The organism is Rathayibacter rhapontici, assembly GCF_001995175.1.
Classification (GTDB): Bacteria; Actinomycetota; Actinomycetes; order Actinomycetales; family Microbacteriaceae; genus Rathayibacter.
The window spans coordinates 138,181-163,590 of the sequence record NZ_MUKN01000001.1; the positions used below are offsets into that span (position 1 = coordinate 138,181).

Here is a 25,410-nt window from a genome sequence, read left to right on the forward strand (position 1 = left end):
CCCGACCGTGCCCACCGCCCTCGTCGTCCACCGCGCCCGTCTCGTCGACGCGCGGGGGGTCGTCGAGGACGGCTGGGTGGCCGTCGCCGACGGGGCGATCACCGCGACCGGCACGGGCGACTCGTGGCGGGGGCTCACGGCGGCCGAGGTCGTCGACGCAGGCGGGGCGACGCTCGTCCCCGGCTTCCTCGACCTCCACGTGCACGGCGGAGGAGGAGGGGCGATCGACGACGGAGCCGACGTGATCGCCCGGATGCTCGCCGCGCACCGCGCGCACGGCACGACCCGCTCGGTGCTCAGCCTCGTCGCCGCTCCGCTCGAGGAGCTGGAGCGCTCGCTCGCCGTGATCGCGGAGTTCGCGGCGGTGGATCCCCTCGTCCTCGGCTCCCACCTCGAGGGCCCGTTCCTCGCTCCCGGCCGCCGCGGCGCGCACGCTCTCGAGGCGCTCGCGGAGCCGACCCCGGAGGCGGTCGACCGCCTGCTCGAGGCCGCCCGCGGCACGCTCGTGCAGGTCACGATCGCTCCCGAGCTGCCCGGCGCGCTCGATGCGATCTCGCGCTTCGCGGCGGCCGGCGTCGTCGTCGCCCTCGGGCACACGGAGGCGGACGCCGACCTCGCGCGGACCGCCGTGGACCGCGGGGTCCGGCTGATCACCCACGCGTTCAACGCGATGCCCGGCATCCACCACCGCGCTCCCGGGCCGGTTCCGACCGCGCTCGCCGATCCGCGCGTCGTGCTCGAGCTGATCCTCGACGGCGAGCATGTGCATCCGGACGTCGCACGGCTGGCGTTCGCGGCGGCTCCCGACCGCATCGCCCTCGTCACCGATGCGATGGCCGCCGCGGGATCGGCGGACGGGGTCTACCGGCTGGGCGGACTGGACGTCTCGGTGCAGGCGGGCCGCGCGGTGCTGAGCAGGACGGACACGCTGGCCGGCTCGACCCTCACCCAGGACCGCGCGCTGCGCCTCGCCCTCGACGCGGTCGGCCTCTCGGAGCCCGTCGCGGTCGGCGCGCTCACCGCGACTCCGGCCCGCGTGCTCGGCCGCACCGACCTCGGGCTGCTGCAGCCGGGCCACCGCGCCGACCTGGTGCTGCTCGACGCGTCGCATCGCGTCGTGTGGGTGCGCGCGGAGGGCCGCCTGCTCGCCTGCTGAAGGAGGCGGGTCTCGATACGCCCCTGCGGGGCTACTCGACCGGCAAGGGGGGAGGTGCCGCCTGCTCGCGTGCTGAAGGGGGCGGGTCTCGATACGCCCCTGCGGGGCTACTCGACCAGCAGGCAGTGCGGGAGCGGCGTCGACCCCTCTTGCTGATCGAGTAGCCCGCGCAGCGGGCGTATCGAGATCCCCGTCCTCCAGAGCCTCACGGCATCAGCGGCAACCGCCCCACGATCTTGTCGACCCGGTTCCGCGGCCCGACCAGGCTCACCGCCAAGTACTCCACCGCGTCCGCCCCCGCCTCCGCGACCGATGCCAGGAACTCGTCGTACACCCGCGTCTCCTGCGCCGCGACCGGCACGTCCACCACGAACACCTCGGCGTGCGCGTCGGCCTTCGCGCGGATCGCCGCCAGCGCCGTGCGGTCGGCGGCCAGGATCGAGCACCCCGCCCACGGCAGGCCGACGTGCACCGAGCCGTCGGCGTCCACAGCCTCGGGCCCGAGGAGTCCCGTCACGCCCGCCGAGGTGGCGGCCGCCGCGCAGACGGCCGCGTTGACCGCGCGGCCCGGGGGCAGCGACCCGTCGACAACGATCACCCACTTCAGTCGGGCGGAACGGGTGGATGCGGCGGTGTCGATCTCGTCGGGTGCGAATCCGAAGGTCATGTGGTCTCCTCCTGAGCGGTGTGCGGGCTCGATGCTAGGACGAAGAACGGCTGAGGCGCTCGGAATCCGTACGACGTACGCCAGCACCCCTAGAATCGCCGTCATGGACGGACTCGATGCGGCGATCCTCCGCGAACTGCAGTCGGATGCACGGAAGTCGAATCGCGAGGTCGCGGCGGCCGTCGGAGTCTCGCCGACCACGGCGCTCGACCGCACCAGGGCGCTCCGGGCCCGCGGAGTGATCCGCGGCGCCCTGCTCGACGTCGACCTCGCCGCGATCGGCCGCCCCGTGCAGGCGCTCATCGCGGTGCGCATCCGCCCGCCGTCGCGCGTCGCCATCGAGGCCTTCCGCGACTGGGTGTCGGCCCTCCCCGAGACGATCGGCCTGTTCGTCACCGCGGGCACCGACGACTTCGTCATCCACGTCGCCGTGCCCGACAACGACGCCCTCTACGCCTTCGTCATCGACCGCCTCACCCAGCGGCGCGAGGTCGCCGACGTCCGCACCTCGGTGGTCTACGAGCACCTGCGGAGCACTCCGGCGATCCCGTGACGGAAATCCCCGGCGGAGATGTCGATATCCGTCCTCGCCGTTCGACGCCACAGTAGGAGGACGCACCGGCGTCCCGGCACGAAGGAGAGAACCGTGAAGTACATGCTCATCATGCGTGCGACCGACGAGGCCAAGAAGGCCTACGAGTCGATGCCGATCGACGAGATCATCACCCGGATGGGGCAGTTCAACGAGGCCCTGATCACCGCGGGCGTCCTGCTCGCGGGCGACGGACTCGCCGACGACGTCGACACGACCGGCTTCGTCGTCGACTTCTCGTCCGAGCCGCCCGCCGTCACCGACGGCCCCTACGGCGAGACCCATGAGCTGTTCAACGGCTTCTGGATGATCCAGGTCTCATCGAAGGAGGAGGCGAAGGAGTGGGCGCTGCGCTGCCCGCTCGTCCCCGGCAACAAGCTCGAGGTGCGCCGGGTGACCGACGAGAGCGACTTCGCCGACTTCGCCGACAACGAGTACATCCAGAAGGAGGAGGGCTGGCGCGACGAGCTCGGGCAGGCCCGCTGACGATGGACGTGACCCGGGCGGCCGTCGACGCGGTCTGGCGCATCGAGAGCGCCCGGATCGTCGCGACACTCGTGCGGACGACCGGCGACGTCGGGGCGGCGGAGGACCTCGCGCAGGAGGCGCTCGTCGAGGCGCTGAGGCAGTGGCCGGAGTCGGGCGTCCCGCGGAATCCGGGCGCCTGGCTGACCGCGGTCGCGAAGCGCCGGGCGATCGACGGCTGGCGGCGCCGCGAGCGGCTCGACGACCGCTACCGCACTCTGGCGAGGGATCTCGAGGAGGGCGCGGAGGACGCGTGGGAGCCGATCGGGGACGACGTCCTCCGCCTCGTCTTCGTCGCCTGCCATCCGGTGCTGTCGCGGGAGGCGAGCATCGCGCTCACCCTGCGCCTGGTCGGGGGCCTGGGCACGGAGGAGATCGCGCGGCTGTTCCTCGTGCCGGTCGCGACGGTGCAGCAGCGCATCGTGCGGGCGAAGAAGTCGCTGGCGGCCGCGGGCGTGCCGTTCGAGACGCCGGAGCCGGCGGAGTGGAAGGAGCGCCTCGCCGCGGTGCTCGGGGTGGTCTACCTGATCTTCACCGAGGGGTACGCGGCGACGTCGGGCGACCGCTGGGTGCGTGCCGAGGTGGCGCAGGAAGCGCTGCGGCTGGGTCGCGTGCTCGCCTCCCTCCTGCCGCGCGAGCCGGAGGTGCTCGGGCTGCTCGCCCTGATGGAGCTGCAGGCGTCGCGGTTCGCCGCACGCACCGCCGCCGACGGCGCTCCGGTGCTGCTCGAGGATCAGGACCGCACGCGCTGGGACCGCGCGCAGATCACCCGCGGACGCGAGGCGCTGCTCCGGGCCGACCGGCTCGGGCGCGGACGCGGCGCCTACGCGCTGCAGGCGGCGATCGCCGAGTGCCATGCGGTCGCTCCGAGCATCGCCGCCACCGACTGGGAGCGGATCGTGCTGCTCTACGAGGTGCTCGGCCGGATCGCGCCGAGCCCGGTCGTCGATCTCAACCGCGCGGTGGCCGTGTCGATGGCGACAGGACCGGCGTCGGCCCTGCTGATCGTCGACCGGCTGGCGTCGGAGGGGGCCCTGCGCGGGTCGCACCTGCTGCCGAGCGTGCGGGGCGAGCTGCTCGCACGGCTCGACCGGAGGGAGGAGGCGCGCTCCGAGTTCGCAACGGCCGCCGCCCTGGCCGGCAACCACCGCACGCGCGCGCTGCTTCAGGCGCGGGCGGCGTCGCTCTGACTCCGGGTCCCGCGGGTCTCGATACGCCCCTGCGGGGCTGCTCGACCAGCAGAGGGGGGTGGGTCTCGATACGCCCCTGCTGGGCTGCTCGACCAGCAGACGGGTGAGCAGCGGTCCTGCTGATCGAGTAGCCGGCGCAGCCGGCGTATCGAGATCTACCCCCGCCCGCAGTCACGCCTCCGTGACCACGCCGCCCTCGACCCGCCACTGCCGGTTCAGCTGCACCGTCTCGAGCATCCGCCGGTCGTGGGTGACCAGCAGCAGCGTCCCCTCGTACGCCTCCAGCGCCTGCTCGAGCTGCTCGATCGCCGGCAGGTCGAGGTGGTTGGTCGGCTCGTCGAGCACCAGCAGGTTCGTGCCGCGGGCCTGGAGCAGCGCCAGCGCCGCGCGGGTGCGCTCGCCCGGCGACAGCTCGCCCACCGGCCGCCCGACGTGGTCGGCCTTCAGCCCGAACTTCGCGAGCAGCGTGCGCACCTCGCGGTCGGCCACTCCGGCACCAGCGCCTCGAACGCGTCGGCGAGCGGCACATCGGAGGCGAGCATCGCCCTGGCCTGGTCGATCTCGCCGATCGCGACGCTGGCGCCGAGCGACGCCGAGCCCTCCTCCGGCTCCACGCGCCCGAGCAGCAGCGACAGCAGCGTCGACTTCCCGGCGCCGTTGGGCCCGGTGATGCCGATGCGGTCGCCGGCGTCGACCTGGAGCGACACGGGGCCGAGGGTGAACGTGCCGCGGCGCGCGACGGCGCCGTTGAGCGTCGAGACGACCGAGCTCGAGCGCGGGGCGGTGCCGATCGTGAACGCCAGCTGCCACTCCTTGCGCGGCTCCTCGACCTCCTCGAGGCGCGCGATCCGGCTCTCCATCTGGCGCACCTTCTGCGCCTGCTTCTCGCTCGACTCCGCCGACGCCTTGCGCCGGATCTTGTCGTTGTCGGGCGCCTTCTTCATGGCGTTCCGGACGCCCTGGCTCGACCACTCGCGCTGGACGCGGGCGCGCGAGACGAGGTCGGACTTCTTCTCCTCGAAGTCCTCGTACTTCTCGCGGCGCTGACGGCGCGCGGTCTCGCGCTCCTCCAGGTAGGCCTCGTACCCGCCTCCGTAGACCGTCGTGGTGCCCTGGGCGAGGTCGAGCTCGAGCACGCGGGTGACGCTGCGGCGCAGGAACTCGCGGTCGTGGCTGACGAGGACGACGCCTCCGCGCAGGCCCCGGACGAACGCCTCGAGCCGCTCGAGGCGTCGAGGTCGAGGTCGTTGGTCGGCTCGTCGAGCAGCACGACGTCGAAGCGCGAGAGCAGTAGCGCGGCGAGACCGACGCGGGCCGCCTGCCCTCCCGACAGCGACGTCATGAGGGAGTCGGCGGCAACTCCGCCCGACACGCCCTGCGCGAGCGCCAGTCCAAGATCAGCGAGGACGACGGGGGTCCGCTCGTCCAGGTCGGCGGCCCCGCTCGCGAGCCAGCGGTCGAGCGCGAGAGCGTAGCGGTCGGCGATGCTGCCGTCCGGGTCGGGCTCGGCGAGGGCGGAGGCGGCCGCGTCCAGCTCGGCCGACGCCTCGGCGCAGCCCGTGCGACGGGCCAGGTACGCCGAGACCGTCTCGCCCTCGCGCCGCTCGTGCTCCTGCGGCAGCCAGCCGACGAACGCGTCGCCGGGCGCGAGCACGACGGTACCGTCCAGCGGAGCGGTCTCGCCGGCGAGGATGCGCAGGAGGGTGGACTTGCCGGCGCCGTTCGCTCCGACGACGCCGACCACGTCCCCGGGGGCGACCGTCAGGTCGAGTCCGTCGAACAGGGTGCGGTGCGCATAGCCTCCGGAGAGGCCCTTGGCGACGAGGGTGGCGGTCACCGGTCCAGCGTAGGCGGCCGCGCGGAGGTGCTCCGCGGTGACTGCTAGACCCTCTCGTAACACGCGCGTCTAGGATGGCCGGATGAGCGAGACGACGGTCAGGAGCGGCGCCGGGTACTGGTATCCGGACGAGTCCTCCACCAGGCGGGCCGTCGAGGTGCTGAGCGCGATGCGCACGTACCGCGTCTCGGAGGTCGCGATGCGGCGCCGCACCCGCGAGAAGATGGCGATGGGCGAGACCGACCTGATCGCCATCCAGTACCTCCTGCGGCGCCAGCGCAGCGGCGAGATCGTGAGCGCCAAGGATCTGGCCGGCCACCTCTCGATCTCCTCCGCCTCCACGACGGTGCTGATCGACCGTCTGGTGCGCAGCGGTCACCTCGTGCGCAAGCCGCACCCGACGGACCGCCGCGGCATCGTCGTCGAGGCGACCGTCGACAGCGACCGCGAGGTGCGCGAGACGCTGGAGCACATGCACCGGCGGATGCTCGAGATCGCCGAGGATCTGGAGGCGCAGGAGGCCGAGGTCGTCGTGAACTTCCTCCGCCGGATGAGCTCGGCGGTCGACGAGATCGACGCCGAGGTCGAGGACGACGAGCCGCATTCCGAGAATTAGCTAGATTCTCTAGTAGAAAGTCTATCTAGAGATAGGCTGGGGCCATGGGTCAATTCCTCTACGGCACACCACCGGCCGTCATCGAGATCGAGGACCGGACCCTGGCCCACCTCCAGATCGTGGTCTACGCGAAGTTCCGCCGTGACGAGCGCTTCCCGCTCACCCTCGACTCCATGCCCGAGGGGGCGCGCGGCCGCCACTCGTTCTGGATGAACCCGAACATCGCGCTGCAGTTCCACTTCGCGGGCAGCCGCCAGCCCACCATCAACCCGGCCTGGGTCGAGGTGCTGATGGACTCGGCGAACGGCGGCGGCGGTCTGCGCGTGCTGCCGGAGCCGCACGCCTGATCCCGCCGCGCCGCGACCGCACCGCCCGCCTGTCTCCTAGGGTGGTCGGGAGTGCCCGGGGCGGGGGCTCGACGGAGGGCGGGGACGTGCGCGCAGGACGAGTCGGAGTGGCACTGGCGACGGGCGCGCTGCTCGCGCTCACGGGATGCGCGGCTCCGAGCCCCACTCCCACCGTCACGGTCACCGTCTTCGCGGAGGCGACCCCGACTCCCGACCCCACCGTGACCGCCGCGCTGCCGCAGTCGACCGCGACCGTCTTCGTGCCGCAGCCCGAGGTCACCGTGACCATCACGCCGAACCCGGTCCCCGACATCCCCGAGATCGCCTACGCGACCGACTTCGGCGCGGCTCCCGGCGCCACGGGCGAGCCGACGACCGACAGCGCGCGCGAGATCGTCAGCTACACGGTCGTCGCCGGCGACACCTTCTTCGACATCGCGCAGCGGTTCGGGATCCCCGTGCAGCAGCTGCTCCGGATGAACCCCGACGTCGCGGGTGCGGGCGAGGCCGTGTACATCGGCCGCGTGATCAACCTCGACGCGCGCACCCTGGGCTGACGCGGCACCCGCTCAGCGCGGGCCGGCTACTGCGATTTCGGCAGGATGTGGAACGCGACGCCGAGCGACAGCGAGATCGCGAGGATGCCGCCGAAGAAGATGAATCCGCCCAGCGCGGGGAACAGGAAGGCGTTCCCCAGGAGGAGGATCCCGCCGAGGAACAGCGCGAACGAGAGGATGACGCCCAGACCAGTCATGCCTTCATCGTACGGGGCTCAGGGGAGCAGCAGGGTCGCGAGCTCCTCGGCCCCGGACACCACGGCCACGGTCCCGGCGGCCTCGGCGGGAGATCCGTAGCCCCACTCGACCATGATCGTCGGGATGCCGTGGGCCGCCGCTCCGTGCACGTCGTGCTCCCGGTCGCCGACCATGACGGGCGTCGAGAGGTCGACGTCGAGCGCTCGGAGCCGGCGCAGCGCCTCCTCGACCACGTCGGCCTTGGCGCTGCGCACCTCGTCCTCGGAGGCACCGCAGATCACGGTGAAGTGCTGCGCGAGGCCGTAGTGCTCGAGGATCCGCCGCGCGGCCGACTCGGGCTTCGAGGTCGCGAGCGACAGCGGCACCCCCGCCTCGGCGATGCGCGCGAGGACCTCGGGCACGCCCGGGTAGAGCGAGGAGTCGAAGAGGCCGCCGGCGTTGTAGCGGCGGCGGTAGACCTCGAGGGCGCCCTGCGCCTCCTCGACGCTCATGCCGCCCAGGGCGCGGAAGGCGTCGAGCAGCGGCGGGCCCACGTAGGCCAGCAGCTCGGCGGGAGTGGGGACCGGGCGGCCCAGCTCGACGAAGGTGTCCACGAGCGTCCCGGTGATGCCGGGCGCCGAGTCGGTGATGGTGCCGTCGAGGTCGAAGAGGATGCAGGTCCAGGTGCCGGCGCGTTCGTCGAGGCCGCTCGGGGCGAGTGTCGTGTCGGACATGGCGGGGCTCCTGACCTCGGGTGACGCGGGGACGCCGACGCTGCCCCGTCGGGGGAGAACACTCTACGGGCGCTCGGGGGCCTCGAGGGCGTTCTCGATGAACGAACGGGTGACGACCTGCGCGAGGGACCCGGGGTCGAGCTGCACGGCGACGAAGTCGGCGGTGCGGATCAGTGCGAAGGCCTCGCGTCCGGGCAGGACGAGCATCTGCACGCGGGGGTGCTGCTGGCGCGGGATCGCCGTGCGCACCTCGTCGGTCGAGGTGAACAGCGGCAGGACCTGCTCGCCGGTCGTCGTGGCGACCGTGCGCACGTGCGGCACGCCGCCGGGCTGCGATCCCGTGACGTCGACCACGAGCGAGCCGTCGAGGCAGGCGTTCAGGAGGCGCTCCACGGCCTCCGCGGACGGAGCGGCGATCAGGGCCTCGAGGGCCTCGCGCGCCGGGACGTTGCGGTAGGGACCGGGCTTCGCCGGGCGCGCGGGGGGTCCGACTCTCCGTGCCATGGCTTCACGCTATCCGGGATCGCTCCGGCTCTCCAATCGGGATCGGACGACCTCGCTGAGGGAATTCGCAGGCAATGCCCCGACAAGTGATGCGCAGAGCGCCGTGCTCCCTTTATCCGCGGTGATCGGGACCGAGGAGAAGCGCTTATCGGACGTTCGAGAAGCGCCACGCACCGCCGAATGCTCTGCTTTCGAGTCGGAAGAGAGTAATGTCTTCCACCGACATAGGTTCTACAGTGCGGTCGGTACGCGGCGCGGAAAGCATTCGCAGTACTTCACGCGTCATCAGCACTACAGGAGGAAAAGTGGCTCAGAAGATCACTCTCGTCGACGACATCGACGGAACGCCCATCGATTCGGGAGAGGGCGGAACCGTCCGCTTCAGCATCGACGGCGCCAATTACGAGATCGATCTCGGGCCCGACAACATCGAGGCGCTGCACTCCGCCCTCGAGAAGTTCGTCTCGAGCGCCCGCCGCGTCGGCTCGCGTCCGGCGGCGGCCGCCTCGGTCGCCTCGGCGTCCAAGAGCGACCCCAAGCAGCTGAAGGCGATCCGCGAGTGGGCGAACGCCAACGGGCACCAGGTGTCCGACCGCGGGCGCATCCCGTCCGAGGTCCAGGCGGCCTACGCGGCGGCCAACAAGTAGAGCCCCGCATCTGCTCGGAGAAGGCCCTCGCGGAATTCCGCGGGGGCCTTTCCCGTGCCCCGGAGTGCCACTCGGTATTCGAGGGGATCGCTCCGGGTCGGACCGATCCGCGCGGCTAGAAGAGCCTGGTGTGCGAATCGTCCACGCCGCGCATCGTCTCGTAATCGAGGACGACGCAACGGATTCCGCGGTCCTGCGCGAGCGTCCGCGCCTGCGGCTTGATCTCCTGCGCGGCGAACACACCGGTGACCGGGGCGAGATGCGGATCGCGATTCATCAGCTCGAGATAACGGGTCAACTGCTCGACTCCGTCGATCTCTCCCCGGCGCTTGATCTCGACCGCGACGGCGGCTCCTCGGGAATCCCGCGCGAGGATGTCGACCGGTCCGATGGCCGTCATGTATTCGCGGCGCACGAGAGTGTGGCCGTCGCCGAGGAGGTCGATCTGCTCGGCCAGGAGGCGCTGCAGATGCGCCTCCACCCCGTCCTTCACGAGGCCCGGATCCACTCCGAGCTCGTGCGCGGAGTCGTGCAGCACCTCGTGGATCGAGACGACGAGGGCGTCGCCCGTCTTCTTGTGCGCGACCGTCCACTGCTCGACGACGCCCGACTCCCGTGCCGTCTCGTCGGGCTCGCCCGTGATCAGGGTGCAGGGCGGGCTCATCCAGTTCAGCGGCTTGTACGAGCCGCCGTCGGAGTGCACGAGGACGCTGCCGTCGGCCTTGACCAGCAGCAGGCGGGTGGCGAGGGGGAGGTGGGCGCTGAGACGGCCGGAGTAGTCGACGGAGCAGCGCGCGATGACGAGACGCACCCGTCGAGGATAGACGCGGTCAGGTCCGGCTGCTCGGTCTCCGCCGACCCGCGGGAGGAGCGGGGGGCACCTCCGAGACGAAGGCGCGGAGGGCGAGCGCGAACTCGGCGGGCGCCTCGATCCACGGGTAGTGGCCCGAACCCTCGACGACCGCGAGACTGCCCGAGGGGAAGAGGGCGCTGAGCTCGGCGAGCGGCTCGACCCCGACGAGGGCGTCGTCCTCGCCGCCGACGATCATCACGGGGCAGCGCAGGAGGGTCAGCGCCTGCCGCAGCGCCGAGGCGTCCACGGTCGTGAAGAACCCCGCGAAGGCGTCCGGGAACCAGGTCGCGGCCCGCTCGTGCGCCCGGGCCCGCTCGTCCCAGACCGACCAGCCCAGCGGGGCGGCGCGGCGGTAGAGCTCGATGCGCCGCTGCGCGTCCGTCTCGTCGTGCATCAGCACCGCGGCCTCGATCGCGTCGCCGAGCCAGCCCGCGCCGATCCGTCGGGCCGCGATCTCGTAGCGGTCGTCGCGCCCGACTCCGAGCCACCCCGTCGCCGGGGAGATCAGGAGGAGCCGCGAGACGCGCTCGGGATGCCGCGCGGCGTGCACGAGCGCCGTGCGGCACCCGGTGGCGTGCGCGAGGACGTCGATGGAGGCCACTCCGAGGTGCCGGCGCAGGTCCTCCACGTCGTCGGCCTGGTCGGCGAAGGAGCGCACGGGCGCGTCGGCAGAGCCGCCCACTCCGCGCGGATGGAGCACGAGGATCCGCCGGCAGCCGGCGATCGGCTCGAACGTGCCGAGGTAGTCGGGGTGGCGGGCCGGCCCGCCGGGGACGACGACGAGGGGCGGGCTGCCGGCGGTGCCGTGCTCGTCGGCGTGCAGGAGTGCGCCGTCCCGTGCCTGGAACACCGTCATGCGCGATCCCTCCGCCGTGCTGGCGATCCTAGGGCGTGGGCTCGACGGGAGGGCGGTCAGGCCAGGCGGACGACGTTCCCGGTCACGCGCCGGCCCGCGGGCGACACGAGGTACGAGACGAGGTCGCCGACCTCCTCCGGCTCGGCGACGTCGAAGAAGGAGTCGTCCGCGGCGACCGCCTCGCGGACGTCGTCGGTGACCCAGCCCGTGTCGGTGACGGGCGGGTGCACGGCGTTCGCCGTGATGCCGAGCGGGCTGAGCTCGAGGGACGCCGAGATCGTGTAGTTCACGAGCGCGGCCTTCGCGGCGCCGTAGGACACCTCGCCCGGGAAGCCGCGCTCGCCTCCCGACGTGAGAGTGACGATGCGGCCGCCGTGACCGCCGCGGGCCTCGAGGCGGGCGGCGAGCTCGGCGATCAGCAGAGCGCCGGCGCGGGCGTCGACCGAGAGGACCGCGTCGATGCTCGCGGCGTCGACGCGGCGCTGGGGGCGGCCCATCCAGTCGCTCTCGCGCGCGCGGAAGGTGTCGATGACCGAGCCGGTCGCGTTGTGGACGAGCACGTCGACCGGCCCGAGCGACCGCTCCGCTGCGTCGAAGAGCAGGGCGGCCGAGGAGGCGTCGCGGAGGTCGGCCGAGACGGCCAGCGCGCGGCCGCCCGCCGCGCGGATCCGCTCGGCCACCTGCTCGCCGTCGCTCGCGTGGGCGCGCCTCTGCCGTTCGGGCTCGTACTCGGGCAGGTCCTCGGCGAGGAACGCGACCAGCACGGCGAGGCCGTCGGCGGCGAGGCGCTCGGCGATCGCAGCTCCGATGCCGTGGTTCGCGCCGGTGACGAGCGCGACCCGGCAGCGCTCGCGGCTCGGGGCCGTCATGCGTCCACCCGGGCGCGGGCGGGACGCGCGGCGGGCGAGGCGAGACCCGCCACGACCACCAGGGCCAGCACGAGGAACAGCGCGTTCAGGATGCCGACGTGCTCGCCGAGGAAGCCGATCGCCGGAGGTCCGACGAGGAACGCGACGTAGCCGAGCGTGGCGACGGCGCTGACCCGCGCGGCCGAGTGCGGTCCCTCCGCCGCCGCCGACATGCCCACGGGGAAGCCGAGCGAGCAGCCCAGCCCCCAGGCCACGGCGCCGGTGATCACCAGCGCGTCGACCGGGGCGAGGATGAAGAGCAGGATGCCGACCACGGCCAGCAGCGCCGATCCGCGCAGAACGGGGACGCGTCCGAAGCGGTCGAGCACGGGTCCGCCGAGGACGCGGCCGACGGTCATCGCGGCGACGAAGACTCCGAACACGATCGCGGCGGTGGTCGTGTCCGCGCCGTGCCCGTCGACCATCGCGAGGGTCATCCAGTCGTTCGCGGATCCCTCGGCGAACGCCATGCCCAGCATGATCAGGCCGATGACCACGAGCCGCAGGTCGCGCCAGACACCGAGCGAGGCGGCCACGCGCTCGCGGATCGGGGGCTTCGCGGTCGCGACTCCCTGGGTGTCGAGGTCGGCGCGCACGGGCACGAAGCGGATCGCCACGACGACGGTGGCGACCACCGCGATCGCGACGCCGACGAGGTGCGCCGCCACGGGGATCGCGAGGGCGGAGGCGGCGGCGCCCAGGAGCGCGCCCGCGACGGTGCCGAGGCTGAAGAAGGCGTGGAAGAGGGGGAGCAGCGTCGTGCCGAAGGCCTTCTCGTTGGCGGCCCCCTCGACGTTCATCATCACGTCGACCGCGCCGTTGCCGAAGCCGAGCAGCGCCATGCCCGCGAAGGCGACCGGGAGCGCGCCGAGCGCGTCGGCCGCGACTCCGAGGATCGCGAGGCCGGACGCGCAGACGGTGAGCGCTGCGACCATGCCGCGACGGGCCCCGAGCGCCGACATGATCGCGGTCGAGAGCATGAGGCCGACGATGGCTCCGATCGACATGGCGAGGATCAGCAGGCCGACCCCGGAGGTCGAGAGCTGCAGCTCGTCGCGGATGGCCGGGGTGCGCGACACCCACGTGGCGATCGACAGACCGCTCAGCACGAAGATCGTGAAGACGGCGTTGCGCCACGCGACGAGTTCGCGGCGCGAGAGGGCGGAGGTGCTGGTCATGACGGTGTTTCCTGTGGCGGGCGCGCCCGGGCGCTCAGAGCGGCGTCGCCGGGCCCGCGGGGCGGGGTCCGACCCGGTCGAATCGATTCGAGGCGGGCCGGACTAAGCTATCCAGAACCTCCGGGGCGGTCAAGAAGCGCCGCGCCGGCCGGCCTTGTCGAGGAGGATCGTGGAGTCGCAGAAGTCCCGCGCCGAGCAGCGCCCCGGGCGACCGACCCTGGCCCGAGTGGCACGGCTCGCCGGAGTCTCGGCCTCCACCGCCTCGCTCGTCTTCAGCGGATCGGGACCCGTCTCGGCCTCGACGCGCGACCGCGTCCTGAAGGCCGCTGCCGAGCTGGACTACGCCGGCCCCGATCCGCGCGCGCAGTCGCTCCGGCGCGGCCGCTCCGGGATCGTCGGAGTGGTGGTCGACGAGCGCGTGCTGCACGCCTTCCGCGACCCGATCAGGATCGCCATGCTCGACGGCATCGCCGACGTGCTGGGCGGCGCCGACGCCGGGATACTGCTGCTGACCGAGACCGGGGACGGCTCCGGGCTGATGGCGACGGCGCCGGTCGACGCGATGATCCTGATCGGCTGCAGCCCGACCGTCGACGAGTCGGTCGCGCTGCTGCAGCGGCGGCGCGTGCCGGTCGTGGTCGTCGAGGGCGTGTCCGAGTTCGGATCGGCGATCGTCACCCTCGACAACCGCGAGGCGACCCGGGCACTGGCCGAGCACCTGCGCGATCTGGGGCACGAGCGGGTGGCCGCGGTGACCCTCCCCTTCTCGAAGGACCGCCGCCGCGGGCCCGTGCCGGAGGGCTGGCGCACGAGCTCGAGCATCACGGCCGTGGAGCGGCTGCACGGGGCGCGCGACGTGTTCGGCGAGCTGGAGGCCGTTGCCGCCACGGCGAGCACGGTCGAGGAGGGCGTCGCGGCGGGGCGGGCGCTGCTCGACGGGGCGGAGCGGCCGACCGCGGTCCTCGCGCAGAGCGATCTGCTGGCCGTGGGCGTGATCCTGGCGGCTGAGCAGCTCGGGCTGCGGGTCCCGGAGGACGTGTCGGTGGTGGGCTTCGACGGCGTGCAGGTGCCGGGACTCGCAGCGGGCTACGACCTCACGACGATGGTGCAGCCGGCGGTCGACAAGGGGCGCGCGGCGGGGCGGGCGGCGCTGGCGCTGCTCGCGGGCGAGGAGGCGGCCCCGGTGTGCTTCCACGCGGTGTTCCACCGCGGGAACACGAGCGCGCCGCCGCGGTGACCCGCTGAACGGGCGATCTGCAGGTGCTCGTGTCGTGTGCAGGTGCCGGTGCGATCTGCAGGTGTTCGTGCGATTCGCAGGGGATGAGGCACCCGTCGGGAACGGCACAAGGGATGTGCAAGCTTTCCGGTTCGGATCCCCTGCAGATCGTACGAGGACCCCGCCGGACGGGTGAGTTCTCCACAGGGTTCTCCACAGCCTGTTCGAAACTCTGTTCGAGGGGTCAGCGGAGCCACGCCTCGCCGCGGATCCGCAGGCCGAGCGTCAGCGCGCGGGCTCCCAGATAGCCGCCGGCGAACGCGATCCAGAGCGCCGTCAGTCGTCCGTCGGCGGGTGCCAGGGTCGCCAGGAGGGCCAGCGGGGCGAAGAGCGCGAGGTTCACGAGTCCGCTGAGCGCCAGGTAGCGGCCGTCGCCGGCGCCGATCAGGACGCCGTCGAGCACGAAGACGTAGCCGCCGAGCGGAGCCGTGATGCCGACGATCGCGATCAGCGCGGGCAGCAGGCGGAGCACCTCCGCGTCGCTCGAGAAGACGAACGGCAGGACGCCGCTGAGGCCGGTGACGAGTGCTCCGAGGACGATCCCCGCGCCGATTCCCCAGGTCACGCACCGTTTCGTGACGGCGCGGGCCTGCGCGCGGTCTCCCGCGCCGAGCAGACGGCCGAGCAGTGCCTGCGCGGCGATCGCCAGGGCGTCGAGGGCGAAGGCGACCGCTCCGAAGAGCGTCATGGCCACCTGGAAGGCGCCGAGCTCCTCCGCCCCGAGCGAGCCCGCGATCGCGACGGCGAGCAGGATCGCCGCCCGCAGGCTCGCGGTGCGCAGAAGCATCCAGCCGCCCGATCCGGCCGAGCCGAGGACGCCCCGGAGGTGCGGGCGCAGCGGAGCGCCGACGCGTCGCGCCAGCCGCACGGCGATGAGGGCGTAGGCGCCGAACATCGCCCACTGGGCGATCACCGTCCCCAGCGCGGACCCGGTTATCCCCAGGCCGGCCGGATGGATGAGCACCGCGTTCAGGCCCGCGTTGAGCGCGAATCCGGCCACCGCGATCACGAGCGGGGTGCGGGTGTCCTGGAAGCCTCGCAGCAGCCCGGTGAGGGCGAAGACCCCGAGCATGGCGGGGATCCCGGCCATGCTGACGGCGAGGTAGCGCACGCCCGCCTCGGTGACGGCCGCCTCCGCCCCGAAGAGCCCGATGACGAGCGGGGCGCTGACAGCACCGGCTGCCGCGAGCACCGCTCCCAGCGCCAGCGCAAGCCAGCCGCCGTCGATCCCCGCCGCGACGGCCCTGGGCTCGTCGCCCTCGCCGAGGGCACGACCGACCAGCGGAGTGGTGGTGTAGGCGAGGAACACCATCAGCCCGACGATCGTCTGCAGCACGGCGGCGCCGAGCGCGAGACCGGCGAGGGGCACCGCGCCCAGGTGCCCGACGAGTGCGGAGTCGGTGAGGAGGAACAGCGGCTCGGCGATCAGCGAGCCCAGCGCGGGCACCGCGAGGCGCAGGATCCTGCGGTCGAGGCTGCGGCGGTCGGGCGAGGTCACCGTCCGACGCTACGCGAGCGGGAGGGGCGGCGCGGGCGGGAGAAGCGGGCGAGGGGTGCGGCGCGGGCGGGGCGTCGTCGACCCTCCCGCCCGCGCCGCGCCTCCGCTCAGTCGCGGTCGGCGGTCTCGCGACCCGCGGTCTCGCGCAGCTTCCGGCCGTCCGCCACGTCCTCGGCGTGCTTCTCGGCCTGCTTCTCGCTCTTGCGGGTGTCGCGCGGCGGGAGCTGGATGTGCTCCTCCGCCTCGATGCCCGCCTGGAGCTGACGGCCGCGCTCGAGCTCGGCGTCGAACTCCGCGCCGAAGAGCAGCGCCAGGTTGGTGATCCAGATCCAGAGGAGGAAGACGATCACGCCACCGAGCGCGCCGTACGTCTTGTTGTAGTTGCCGAAGTTGGCCACGTAGAACGCGAACCCGGCCGAGGCCAGCGCCCAGATGACGAGGGCGAGGATCGAGCCGAGGCTCGTCCAGCGGAACTTCGGCTGCTTCACGTTGGGCGACCAGTGGTAGAGCACGGCGATGATCACGATCATGATCGCGATCAGCACCGGCCACTTGACGATGCTCCACACCGTCAGTGCGACCTCGTCGAGGCCGATGGCCTGGCCGATCGTCTCGGCGACCGGTCCGCTGAGCACCAGCAGGAGCCCGGCGATCACGAGCAGCACGACCGAGAAGAGGGTGACGCCGAGCATGGTCGGGCGCAGCTTCCAGATCGGCCGGCCCTCGTCGATCTCGTAGACGCGGTTCATGGCGCGGCCGAACGCGCCGACGTAGCCGGACGCGGACCAGAGGGCGCCGGCGAGACCGGTGACGAAGGCGAGACCGGCGGCGGGGGAGGAGGTCAGCTCCTGCACGGGGCCGCGGATCGTGTCGAGCACGTCCTGCGAGGCGAAGCCGCCGAGAATCTCGAGCACGGTGTCGGTGGTCGTCTCGGCCTGGCCGAACAGGCCCAGGATCGACACCACGGCCAGCAGGCCCGGGAACAGGGCGAGAACGGCGTAGTAGGTGAGCGCCGCCGCCAGGTCGGTGCACTGGTCGGCGCCGAACTCGCGCAAAGTCTTCTTCAGGACGTAGCCCCAGGAGCGCTTCGTGACGTCGCCGGGGTCGTCGGGCTTGCGGGAGTCGTCGGGGTCGGGCGCGGTCTGCGCGCGCCGGGTGCTGGTCTGGGCCACGGGGATCCTCCGATGATGGCTGCTCGCGCCGGAGCATGCGGGAACCGGCGCGAGGACGTGCGGGGCGTCCTCGCCTCCGACGCTAGGACGACCGCTCGCAGAAGGGACGGAGGTTGACAGGCGGCGGGAGTGCGCGGGATCCTCCCGCGCGCGCCGGGGCGTCACTCCTCCGGGATCGGGCGCCGCTCCGGGATCAGGCGGGGGACGAGCCGCACCAGCACCACCATCGCGATCAGCTCGACCAGCGTCTGCGTCACCACGACGACCGGCGCGAGATCCAGCGGCGCGGGCAGGGCCAGCGCGAGCGGCAGCACCACGAGCGAGTTGCGGGTGACGCCGCTGAACAGCAGCGCGCGTCGAGCGGGGACGTCGAGCCGCGCGACACGGCCGGCACCGGCTCCGATCAGCGTCATCACCAGCGCGAACGCGGCGTAGAGCACGACGAGCAGCCCCAGCTGCGGCAGCGCGCGGCCGACCGCTCCGGCCTGCGAGGCGACCACCACGACCAGGGTGGCGGCCATCAGCGGTGCCATCGAGGCGAGCACGACGCCCTCGATCCTCCGGCCGATCGCGGTGCGCGCGGCGAGGAGCTGGAGCCCGGCGGCCGCGGCGAGGGGCAGCACGATCAGCACCGCGAACGCCTCGGCGAACGGGCCGGTCGCGACCGCCTCCCCGCCGCCCGGCCCGAGGAACAGGAGGAGGTGGAGCGGCAGGAGGAGGATCTGCGCGAGCATCAGGAGCGGTGCGGCCGCGAGCAGTCGCGCCGACGCTCCTCCGGCCAGCCCGCTGAACACGATCACGTAGTCGACGCAGGGCGTGAGCAGCACGAGCAGCACGCCGATCAGCAGCGCCGGGTCGCCCGCCAGCGGCCGCGTGAGCACGAAGACGACCGCGGGGACGACGACGAAGTCCAGCACCAGCACCGCCGCGAGGAACCGCCCGTCGCGGAACGCCCGCAGCACCGACGCGAACGGCACCCCGAGGAACGTCGCGAACAGCAGCAGGGCGAGCACCGGAGTGATCGCCGCATCGAGCCGCGCGGCCGCGGGGAGCAGCAGACCCGCGCCGAGGGCCACGGCGATCGCCGACAGGTACAGCGCCACCTGATGCCGCTCGAGCGCCTCGATCAGGGTGGGTCGGGCGCTCACCCCCCGATTCTCGCGCGTCCGTGCTCCTACTCTGGGCGGATGGGCGCCCGGGACGAGCACAGGACGGAGCGGCTCCTGCTGCGTCCGCTCCGGCGGGACGACGAGGAGGCGGTGACCGCCTACCGGAGCGACGCCCGCGCCTCGCGGTTCCTGCGTCACCCGCCGCTCGCGCGGGGCGGATACGCGGAGTGGTTCGCGGAGCGCGCACCGGAGTGGGACCTCGCCGCAGACGGGCACCGGCGCTTCTACGGCCTGGAGGAGCTCGCGACGGGGCTGCTCATCGGGGACGCGGTGATCGTGCGGCGGGGGGACGCGTGCGAGCTCGGCGTGTTCCTGCATCCGGACACCGCCGGTCTGGGCTACTCGCTCGAGGCCGGACGGGCGCTGCTGCACGTGGTCTTCGAGTCGCTGCAGGCCGACCGGGTCCTCGGGCGGGCGGATCCGCGCAACCGCGGTTCGGTGAAGGCGATGGAGCTGCTGGGGCTGCGTCGCTGCTCGGAGTCGGACGACTCCGTCCTGCACGCGCTGACGGCGGCGGAGTGGCGCGCGGGGAGGTGAGGGCCGTCGTTCCCGCGTCTACGGTGGAGGCACCCCCCTCCCCGGACGGAACGGTCACCATGGCATCCAGCACCGCGCGCGTCGGACTCGGCCTCGCCGCCGTCGGCCGGCCGGCGTACATCACCGCCGGTCGCGACGGCGACCTGGGGCCGCCCGAGGACCGCAGCGTCGACGCCCTCCGCGCCCGCACCCACGAGCTGCTCGACGCCGCCTGGGCAGAGGGGGTCCGCTTCGTCGACGTCGCCCGGTCCTACGGACGGGCCGAGGAGTTCCTCGGCAGCTGGCTCGCCGAGCATCCGGAGCGCCGCGCCGAGCTGACGGTCGAGTCGAAGTGGGGCTACGAGTACCTCGGGGCCTGGGCGATGGATGCGCCGGTGCACGAGCGCAAGGAGCACTCGGTCGGCATGTTCGAGCGGCAGTGGTCGGCGACGCTCGAGGCGCTCGGCTCCGCCCCCGACTGCTATCTCGTGCACTCGATCACGCCCGACAGCCCGGCGCTGACCGACCGGGTGCTGCTCGACCGGCTGCGGGGCCTCGCCGCCTCGGGCGTGCGGGTGGGGCTCTCGACGAGCGGGCCGGAGCAGGCGCGGACGATCGCGCTCGCCCGGGCGATCCCGGAGTCGCCGTTCACGGCCGTGCAGACGACGTGGAACCTGCTCGAGCGCGCGGCCGGGGCGGCGCTCGCCGAGGCGCACGACGCCGGCGTGGTCGTCGTGGTGAAGGAGGCGCTCGCCAACGGGCGGCTGGTCGGGGACCGCGCACCGGAGGCGGTGCGGCGGCTCGCCGGGACCCCCGAGGAGCTCGCGCTCGGAGCGGCACTGGCGCAGCCGTGGGCGGACGTCGTGCTCAGTGGGGCGGCGACCTCGTCGCAGCTGCGCGAGAACCTGCGCACCCGCCCCGCGCCGCTCACCGAGGGGCTGCCGGCGCAGGATCCGGCGGGCTACTGGGCCGACCGGTCGGCCCTCGCCTGGCGGTGACCGGCTCCGGCGCACTGCTGGGCGGGCGGCTCAGGGTCTGAGCGGCGTGCAGAACCTCGGCCGAGAGTGCCCGTCAGCCACGATGGTGGCCGACCCCCACGCTCGGCCGAGGTTCCGCAGGCGCGCGATCAGGTCGTCTTCACCGCGTTGTCGCCGTGGTTCCCGATCACCTCGTACGCCGTGCTCCCCACCGCGCGCACCGGCCTCGCGTTCATGTGCCCCGTCGCCCACTGGTTGCCGAGCACCGACACGGCGCGGGCGTTCAGCGCCTCCACGCAGTGCGTCCATCCGGCGCCCGCGTCCTCGCAGGCGAAGATGTTGCCGGTGATCGAGAAGCCCGCGGTGCGGGCGGTCGGCGACACTCCGACGATCGAGATCGCGGCGTAGGTGTTCGCCGCGGCCTTGCCGCCGTTGCTGATCGCGTTGCCCACGATCTGGATCTGCGCCAGGTCGTCCGTCAGCCACGGCGGCATCGTGTAGACGAGCGACTGCTTCCGCGCGCCCTCCATGATGTTGTTCGCGATGGTGATGCGGCGGTTGCCGCGCAGCTCGATGTTGATCTGCGGCGAGCCGTCGAGGTGGTTGCCGAGGATCCGCAGCGGGCCGCCCTCGACCGAGATGTCGGCGTAGCTGGCTCCGATGTTGTTCTCGACGATCCAGGAGTCGATCATCCGGTAGCTCGCCCAGATGCCGATGCCCGTGCACTGGTCGATGCTGCAGCGCTGGATGCGGTTCAGGAGCCCCAGGTCGCCGAACGTGCCGTCGTTCAGGCGCATGCCGTAGCCGGTCCAGCCGTAGAGCTGCAGCGAATCGAGCACCGTCTTGTCGAGGTGCGCCGAGATGCACGGCGAGCCCAGGCCGTTCGCGTCGAGGATGAGGTTCTCGAAGCGGCAGGCCGAGAAGGCGCCGGTGACCACGGGTGCGTCCGTGAGCGAGCGGATGCGGGTCGACAGCTCCCCGGCACCGCGGAACGCGATGCTCGCGAGTCCGCTCGCACGGCCGATCGAGCCGGCGATGCGGTAGATGCCGCGGGGGAAGTAGACGACTCCGCCGTAGGTCGCGACGGCCGCGTCGATCGCCGCGTCGATGGCGGGGAGGTCGTCGGTCGTGCCGTCGCCGGTCGCTCCGTAGTCCTGCACGTTGTAGACCAGCTCGCCCTTGGCGACCGGGCGCTCGCCCGAGGACGTGCGCACCGACTCCGGCAGCTGCGCGACGGGGACGAGGGCGTCGGCGTCGAGACCCGCGACGCCGTACGGCGCGGCGATCTCGGAGTGGAGGACGGGGTCGGAGGGGGAGGCGGCGGCGAGGGTCGTGCCGAGGGGCGCGGCGAAGAGACCGCGGCGGGTGATCTCGGCGGTCACAGCGGTGAGAAGGGGCATGGCTCACCGTCCAGCCGCGGGGCGCGACGGCGCAACCTCCGTAGGGGGGCCGATGCGGGCGAGTCTTCGTCGGCATGCGATCCGCGCCCGCGTGCCCAGCATGCACTGCCCGCGCACCCTTGTCGTGCCACTCTGACGGGGGGCGGTACCGCATCCCGACGACCTCGGATCGGCTGCTGCCACCTCCCTAGACTGACCGCAGAACGGGCAGTGAGACAGCCGTCTCCACGGCACTCGCCGAGGCCTGAGCACGACCGTTCGACTCTCCCTCCTCGAACCCGGGGCGTTCCGGGCTCCCGCATGCCGATCGGATCGTCGACCCCGAATGCTCTCCTCCTCCCTGCGCCGTCGCGTGCTCGTCTCCACCGTCGCTCCGGCGCTCGCCGTGGCGCTCGCCTTCGGATCCGCGTCGACCGCGGCGGCCGCCGACTTCGTCGACCCGGTGACCGGAGCCGTCGTGCAGGCCGCCGCGACCGACGCGGCACTCACGGTCACCGCGGGTGCGCCGCTGCAGTACCTGACCCTCCCGATCGCCGACGGCGTCACTCCCACCCGCGTCCTCGGTGCCCTCGAGGCGCAGGAGCCGCTCACCGGGTCGCTCGCGGTCGTCGCCTCCGGGCGCACCGTGCTGACCCTCGACGCGGCCACCGCGTCGACCCTCGACATCCCGGTGGGGCCGGCCGACGTCGTCGACGGGGTTCTCGCGATCGGATTCCAGCTGACCGGGGCCACCGGGTCCACCGGCGCGCTCTGCGAGGTGCAGGGCCGCTCGCTGACCGTCTCGGGCCTCGGAGTCGTCACCGAGGGCGCCCCCGCCGCCCCCACGACCGTCGGCGACTTCTTCGCCGACGCCGTCACCGCCGTCTCGATCGTCGTGCCGGACGACGCGAGCGACGGCCTGCGCGCCGCCGGGCTCTCGGCCGCCGCCTCGCTCGCCGTGCGCTACCCCTCCGGCACCGCGATCACGGTCTCGGAGGAGAGCGCGACCGACGGCCGCCCCGACCTCGACGCCGCCCAGGGCCGCGTCGTGCGCTTCGAGGCGGGCGACGGCGACGTCGTCACCGCGCTCGGCGACGACGCGGGCGTCCCGGCGCTCGTGCTCACCGGAGCGGAGGCGGACCTCGCCGCCGCTGGAGCGGCCCTCGGCAGCGAGTACGCGGGCCTCGCCTCGAGCGCGGTCACCACGGGCCTCGCCCAGAAGGTGATCCCGTCGAGCTCGCTCGAGCACACCCTCGCCGACTTCGGCGCCGACCGCCTGGCACTCGGCAGCGGCGGCACCGCCGCGAGCTACACGACCATCACCCAGTCGGCGTTCGGCGGCCCGGTCTCCTCGATCGACCTGGATCTCGTCGGCACCCACTCCGCGATCCCCGAGGGCGTGACCGCCACCGCGAACGTCTACTGGAACGACTTCCTGATCGGCTCGAGCGTGCTCGGCGCCGAGACCGCCGTCGACATGGAGCTCTCGGTCCCCACCGGCCAGCTCGCGTCCTCGAACGGCCTGTCGGTGCGCCTCTCGGCCGTGCGCGAGAGCGACGGCCTCTGCATCGGCTCGGCCGACTCCGTGCCGATCGAGCTCTTCGTCGACGGTGCCGGCTCGACGGTCACCGGCGTCCGCGGCGAGTCCGCGGCTCCCGGCTTCGGCCGCTTCCCGCAGGCCTTCGGCGGCGAGCTCGCCGTCGCGTTCGGCGAGTCCGCGACCGGAGCGGACGCGCTGCGCAGCGCGGGCGACCTGGTCGCGGCCCTGCAGCGCGTGCAGCCCGACCCCCTCGCGGTGTCGGTCGTCGGGATCGACGACTTCGTCGGCTCCGACCGCTCCGGCCTCGTCATCGGCGCGGGCACCGATGAGGCGGAGGAGCTGCGCACGCCGCTGCGCCTCGCCTCCTTCACCGCGATCGACAGCTCGCGCCTGACCTACGGCGTCGGCACCGACGCTCCCTACGCGGCGCTCGAGGCCTTCACCACCGACGGCCGCGACGTGGTGCTGCTCGGCGGCTGGAGCCCCGAGGGCGACGCCACCGCCTCCTCCGCTCTGCAGGCCTCGGTGGCCGCGTGGGCGGCCGACGAGGGCTGGCTCTCGCTGTCCGGCAATATGGCGGTCTCGGGATCGACGGCCGCGACCCCGTCGCGATCGACAGCAACGAGATCACCCCGCAGGAGGAGGTCAAGGACGACTACTCGTCGTACGCGATCTGGTTCCTGGTCGCCGCGCTGGTCATCGGACTGCTGATCCTGCTCGGCTGGCTGGCCCGCCGTCGCCGCAGCCGCAGGGTCGCCGCCTACGTCGACGCGCAGGAGCGCGCGGCCGAGGAGCCGGCGCACGGCCAGCACGCCGCCGAGGCCCCGCGCACCTCCTCCGCCGACTGATCCGCCGATGACGAGCACGCTGACGGAGCAGGCGGCGCAGCCCGCCGCGCCCGCCGCCCGCCGGTGGTGGCGGGAGGCGTGGGACCGCCTCGGGCAGCCCGTCACGGGCCGCCAGGTGCCCGGCACCGTCGTCGTGCTGGTCGCGGCGCTGCTCGTCGGGTTCGCCGCCTGCCTGGTGACGACCTCCTCCGGGATCAATCTCGCCTACGCCGACACGCAGAGCCACCTGTCGATCTCCCGTCGCATCTTCGACTCGAAGGCGCCCGGCTTCTCGCAGCTGGGCACCGTCTGGCTGCCCGTACCGAGCCTGATCCTCATCCCGTTCGTGCAGTCGCTGTGGCTCTGGCACACCGGCTGGGCGGCGGGGCTTCTGGGCATGATCTGCCTGGCCGGCACCGCCTGCGGCGTCTACCGGATCTCGGCGCGCGTGGGGCACCTCCGCGCCGGCCGCCTCACCGCCGTGCTGCTCGTGCTCGCGAACCCGGGCGTGCTCTACGCGTTCTCGACCGCGATGACGGAGCCGGTGCTCATCGTCACGATGGTCGGCTGCTTCTCGGGTCTCGCGCACTGGGTGACCAGCCGCCGCAATCTCAGCGCCGGCGAGATGATGGTGTTCTCGGGCCTGCCCGCCGCGGCCGCCACGCTCTCGCGCTACGAGGGCTGGGTGCTCGTGTTCGGCGGCACGCTGGTCGTGCTGATCGTCGCCTGGCGCAAGAAGAGGTCCCTGTTCTACGCCGTCAAGATGGCCTGCGCGTTCGGGATCCTGCCGCTGATCGCGATCCTGTGGTGGCTGGTCTACAACTACGCCGTGTACAGCAACCCGCTCGAGTTCATGAACGGGCAGTACTCGGCGGCGAACCTGCAGAAGGCCGTCGCGGACGCGGGGCTGCTGGCCTACCAGGGCAACGCGGGTCTCACGCTCTGGTCGTACAACTGGGCGGTGCTCGAGACCTCGGGCCTGCTGACGGTGGCCCTGGGCCTCGCGGGCGCTCTCGTGCTGGCCTGGCGCCGAGGGATCTCGGACGACGCCCTCGTGATCTGGCTGATGATCGTCTCGTACGCGTTCTCGCTCCTGAGCCTCTACCTCGGCCAGACGCACATGAACAACGACCAGACCTTCCCGACCAACTGGTGGAACAACCGCTACGCGCTGTCGGTGCTGCCGTTCCTCGCGGTGCTCGCGGCGGTGCTCGTCGACGCCCTGCGCCGCGTCCCGCGCGTCGGAGCCGGCGCGCTGGGCCTCGTGCTCGTGCTGCTCGGCGCGCAGACCGCCTTGTGGGCTCAGGACCTCGACCGCAACGCCGTGATCGCCGAGGCGACCGGCTACGTCGAGATCAAGGCGGGCACCGGAGCGACCGCCGCGGCCCGGTTCCTCGGCGAGAACTACGACGCGGCGGGATCCTGATGGACGAGAGCGCCGCCGGCAACGCGCTGCTCCCCGAGATCGGGGTGCCGATCTCGGAGTACTTCAACCGCTCGGCCGGAGCGCTGTTCGACGAGGCCCTCGCGGCCCCGTACACGCACGCGAAGTGGGTCTTCGTCACCACCGCCGACGCCCCCGAGCTGTCCGAGACCGGCGTCGCCGACCTCGTCTACGACGCGATCACGAGCGATCCGTCCTTCGACACCCGCTACCGCCCGGTGTTCCAGCAGGGCATCTACGTCGTCTACGAACGGCTGGGAGGCTGACC

The 25,410-nt window shown here is 72.9% G+C and carries 26 protein-coding genes and 1 pseudogene; 14 read left to right on the forward strand and 13 right to left on the reverse strand.

Translation table 11 applies throughout. From position 1 onward, the window contains the following. Nucleotides 1-7 precede the first annotated feature (7 nt). On the forward strand, nucleotides 8-1,156 hold the full coding sequence (gene nagA / locus B0T42_RS00665; RefSeq protein ID WP_077221517.1) for an N-acetylglucosamine-6-phosphate deacetylase: 1,149 nt from the start codon (nucleotides 8-10) through the stop codon (nucleotides 1,154-1,156). 205 nt (nucleotides 1,157-1,361) lie between these two features. Here the strand turns inward: nagA and B0T42_RS00670 are convergent, their stop codons facing one another. Beyond that, a complete protein-coding gene (locus tag B0T42_RS00670) occupies nucleotides 1,362-1,823 on the reverse strand; it encodes a DUF2000 domain-containing protein (protein ID WP_077221518.1) in 462 nt (153 codons plus the stop codon). Between the two features lie 103 nt (nucleotides 1,824-1,926). Here B0T42_RS00670 and B0T42_RS00675 point away from each other — a divergent pair, with 103 nt between their 5' ends. The 3 genes from B0T42_RS00675 (at nucleotide 1,927) to B0T42_RS00685 (ending at nucleotide 4,130) form a co-directional block, all read left to right on the forward strand. After that, the gene (locus B0T42_RS00675) at nucleotides 1,927-2,376 is read left to right on the forward strand and encodes an Lrp/AsnC family transcriptional regulator (RefSeq protein WP_056868804.1); all 450 of its coding nucleotides are present in this window, start codon (nucleotides 1,927-1,929) and stop codon (nucleotides 2,374-2,376) included. 93 nt (nucleotides 2,377-2,469) lie between these two features. Next, nucleotides 2,470-2,901 carry a YciI family protein gene (locus B0T42_RS00680; protein WP_077221519.1) on the forward strand — a complete coding sequence of 144 codons (432 nt, stop codon included), beginning with the start codon at nucleotides 2,470-2,472 and terminating at the stop codon, nucleotides 2,899-2,901. A 2-nt stretch (nucleotides 2,902-2,903) separates the two neighbouring features. After that, nucleotides 2,904-4,130, forward strand: a complete 1,227-nt coding sequence (locus B0T42_RS00685; protein WP_077221520.1) for an RNA polymerase sigma factor — start codon at nucleotides 2,904-2,906, stop codon at nucleotides 4,128-4,130. Nucleotides 4,131-4,301: 171 nt separating this feature from the next. Here B0T42_RS00685 and B0T42_RS00690 read toward each other — a convergent pair. After that, nucleotides 4,302-5,967, reverse strand: a pseudogene (locus B0T42_RS00690) (ABC-F family ATP-binding cassette domain-containing protein). Nucleotides 5,968-6,049: 82 nt separating this feature from the next. On the opposite strand from B0T42_RS00690, the gene B0T42_RS00695 reads away from it, so the two are divergent. The 3 genes from B0T42_RS00695 to B0T42_RS00705 all read left to right on the forward strand — a co-directional run bounded on the left by B0T42_RS00695 (nucleotide 6,050) and on the right by B0T42_RS00705 (nucleotide 7,487). Further along, nucleotides 6,050-6,583 (forward strand): MarR family winged helix-turn-helix transcriptional regulator, encoded by a 534-nt coding sequence (locus B0T42_RS00695; RefSeq protein WP_077221521.1) that lies wholly within the window; start codon nucleotides 6,050-6,052, stop codon nucleotides 6,581-6,583. A gap of 44 nt (nucleotides 6,584-6,627) precedes the next feature. Further along, nucleotides 6,628-6,930 (forward strand): DUF7882 family protein, encoded by a 303-nt coding sequence (locus B0T42_RS00700; RefSeq protein ID WP_055794023.1) that lies wholly within the window; start codon nucleotides 6,628-6,630, stop codon nucleotides 6,928-6,930. Nucleotides 6,931-7,016: 86 nt separating this feature from the next. Beyond that, on the forward strand, nucleotides 7,017-7,487 hold the full coding sequence (locus B0T42_RS00705; protein ID WP_139344362.1) for a LysM peptidoglycan-binding domain-containing protein: 471 nt from the start codon (nucleotides 7,017-7,019) through the stop codon (nucleotides 7,485-7,487). 26 nt (nucleotides 7,488-7,513) lie between these two features. Here the strand turns inward: B0T42_RS00705 and B0T42_RS19795 are convergent, their stop codons facing one another. The 3 genes from B0T42_RS19795 to B0T42_RS00715 form a co-directional block, all read right to left on the reverse strand. After that, on the reverse strand, nucleotides 7,514-7,684 hold the full coding sequence (locus B0T42_RS19795) for a hypothetical protein (protein WP_157602737.1): 171 nt from the start codon (nucleotides 7,682-7,684) through the stop codon (nucleotides 7,514-7,516). Between the two features lie 18 nt (nucleotides 7,685-7,702). After that, on the reverse strand, nucleotides 7,703-8,398 hold the full coding sequence (locus B0T42_RS00710; RefSeq protein ID WP_077221523.1) for an HAD hydrolase-like protein: 696 nt from the start codon (nucleotides 8,396-8,398) through the stop codon (nucleotides 7,703-7,705). Nucleotides 8,399-8,461: 63 nt separating this feature from the next. Next, nucleotides 8,462-8,902: an SseB family protein gene (locus B0T42_RS00715; RefSeq protein ID WP_077221524.1), complete on the reverse strand. Its 441-nt coding sequence runs from the start codon at nucleotides 8,900-8,902 to the stop codon at nucleotides 8,462-8,464. Nucleotides 8,903-9,207: 305 nt separating this feature from the next. On the opposite strand from B0T42_RS00715, the gene B0T42_RS00720 reads away from it, so the two are divergent. Further along, the gene (locus tag B0T42_RS00720; protein ID WP_077221525.1) at nucleotides 9,208-9,549 is read left to right on the forward strand and encodes a histone-like nucleoid-structuring protein Lsr2; all 342 of its coding nucleotides are present in this window, start codon (nucleotides 9,208-9,210) and stop codon (nucleotides 9,547-9,549) included. A 115-nt stretch (nucleotides 9,550-9,664) separates the two neighbouring features. Here the strand turns inward: B0T42_RS00720 and nucS are convergent, their stop codons facing one another. The 4 genes from nucS to B0T42_RS00740 are packed head-to-tail and all read right to left on the reverse strand — an operon-like array spanning nucleotide 9,665 to nucleotide 13,344. Continuing rightward, nucleotides 9,665-10,360, reverse strand: a complete 696-nt coding sequence (gene nucS / locus B0T42_RS00725; RefSeq protein WP_055794028.1) for an endonuclease NucS — start codon at nucleotides 10,358-10,360, stop codon at nucleotides 9,665-9,667. A gap of 19 nt (nucleotides 10,361-10,379) precedes the next feature. Then, nucleotides 10,380-11,258, reverse strand: coding sequence for an alpha/beta fold hydrolase (locus tag B0T42_RS00730; RefSeq protein WP_077221526.1), 879 nt, complete (start codon nucleotides 11,256-11,258; stop codon nucleotides 10,380-10,382). Nucleotides 11,259-11,314: 56 nt separating this feature from the next. After that, entirely contained in the window at nucleotides 11,315-12,127 is an 813-nt protein-coding gene (locus tag B0T42_RS00735; protein ID WP_077221527.1) for an SDR family NAD(P)-dependent oxidoreductase, read from the reverse strand. Further along, nucleotides 12,124-13,344, reverse strand: a complete 1,221-nt coding sequence (locus B0T42_RS00740; RefSeq protein ID WP_077221528.1) for an MFS transporter — start codon at nucleotides 13,342-13,344, stop codon at nucleotides 12,124-12,126. The genes B0T42_RS00735 and B0T42_RS00740 overlap by 4 nt, the downstream gene beginning before the upstream one ends. Nucleotides 13,345-13,513: 169 nt before the next feature. Here B0T42_RS00740 and B0T42_RS00745 point away from each other — a divergent pair, with 169 nt between their 5' ends. Beyond that, nucleotides 13,514-14,581 carry a LacI family DNA-binding transcriptional regulator gene (locus B0T42_RS00745; RefSeq protein ID WP_077221529.1) on the forward strand — a complete coding sequence of 356 codons (1,068 nt, stop codon included), beginning with the start codon at nucleotides 13,514-13,516 and terminating at the stop codon, nucleotides 14,579-14,581. 223 nt (nucleotides 14,582-14,804) lie between these two features. Here the strand turns inward: B0T42_RS00745 and B0T42_RS00750 are convergent, their stop codons facing one another. From B0T42_RS00750 to B0T42_RS00760, 3 genes are all read right to left on the reverse strand, one after another. Beyond that, nucleotides 14,805-16,118: an MATE family efflux transporter gene (locus tag B0T42_RS00750; RefSeq protein WP_236720030.1), complete on the reverse strand. Its 1,314-nt coding sequence runs from the start codon at nucleotides 16,116-16,118 to the stop codon at nucleotides 14,805-14,807. A 107-nt stretch (nucleotides 16,119-16,225) separates the two neighbouring features. Beyond that, on the reverse strand, nucleotides 16,226-17,290 hold the full coding sequence (locus B0T42_RS00755) for a YihY/virulence factor BrkB family protein (protein ID WP_077221530.1): 1,065 nt from the start codon (nucleotides 17,288-17,290) through the stop codon (nucleotides 16,226-16,228). A 161-nt stretch (nucleotides 17,291-17,451) separates the two neighbouring features. After that, on the reverse strand, nucleotides 17,452-18,438 hold the full coding sequence (locus tag B0T42_RS00760; protein WP_077221531.1) for an arsenic resistance protein: 987 nt from the start codon (nucleotides 18,436-18,438) through the stop codon (nucleotides 17,452-17,454). A gap of 39 nt (nucleotides 18,439-18,477) precedes the next feature. On the opposite strand from B0T42_RS00760, the gene B0T42_RS00765 reads away from it, so the two are divergent. Both B0T42_RS00765 and B0T42_RS00770 read left to right on the forward strand, forming a co-directional pair. Continuing rightward, nucleotides 18,478-18,996 carry a GNAT family N-acetyltransferase gene (locus B0T42_RS00765; protein ID WP_158077996.1) on the forward strand — a complete coding sequence of 173 codons (519 nt, stop codon included), beginning with the start codon at nucleotides 18,478-18,480 and terminating at the stop codon, nucleotides 18,994-18,996. 59 nt (nucleotides 18,997-19,055) lie between these two features. Then, the gene (locus B0T42_RS00770; RefSeq protein ID WP_077221533.1) at nucleotides 19,056-19,973 is read left to right on the forward strand and encodes an aldo/keto reductase; all 918 of its coding nucleotides are present in this window, start codon (nucleotides 19,056-19,058) and stop codon (nucleotides 19,971-19,973) included. Between the two features lie 128 nt (nucleotides 19,974-20,101). Here B0T42_RS00770 and B0T42_RS00775 read toward each other — a convergent pair whose 3' ends face one another. After that, nucleotides 20,102-21,352: a right-handed parallel beta-helix repeat-containing protein gene (locus B0T42_RS00775; RefSeq protein ID WP_077221534.1), complete on the reverse strand. Its 1,251-nt coding sequence runs from the start codon at nucleotides 21,350-21,352 to the stop codon at nucleotides 20,102-20,104. Nucleotides 21,353-21,677: 325 nt separating this feature from the next. Between B0T42_RS00775 and B0T42_RS00780 the strand changes: the two genes are divergently transcribed. The 3 genes from B0T42_RS00780 (at nucleotide 21,678) to B0T42_RS19050 (ending at nucleotide 25,408) form a co-directional block, all read left to right on the forward strand. Next, a complete protein-coding gene (locus tag B0T42_RS00780) occupies nucleotides 21,678-23,582 on the forward strand; it encodes a hypothetical protein (RefSeq protein ID WP_077221535.1) in 1,905 nt (634 codons plus the stop codon). A 144-nt stretch (nucleotides 23,583-23,726) separates the two neighbouring features. Further along, nucleotides 23,727-25,124 carry an ArnT family glycosyltransferase gene (locus B0T42_RS00785; RefSeq protein WP_094742643.1) on the forward strand — a complete coding sequence of 466 codons (1,398 nt, stop codon included), beginning with the start codon at nucleotides 23,727-23,729 and terminating at the stop codon, nucleotides 25,122-25,124. Further along, entirely contained in the window at nucleotides 25,124-25,408 is a 285-nt protein-coding gene (locus B0T42_RS19050) for a hypothetical protein (RefSeq protein ID WP_094742644.1), read from the forward strand. The genes B0T42_RS00785 and B0T42_RS19050 overlap by 1 nt, the downstream gene beginning before the upstream one ends. Nucleotides 25,409-25,410: the final 2 nt, after the last annotated feature.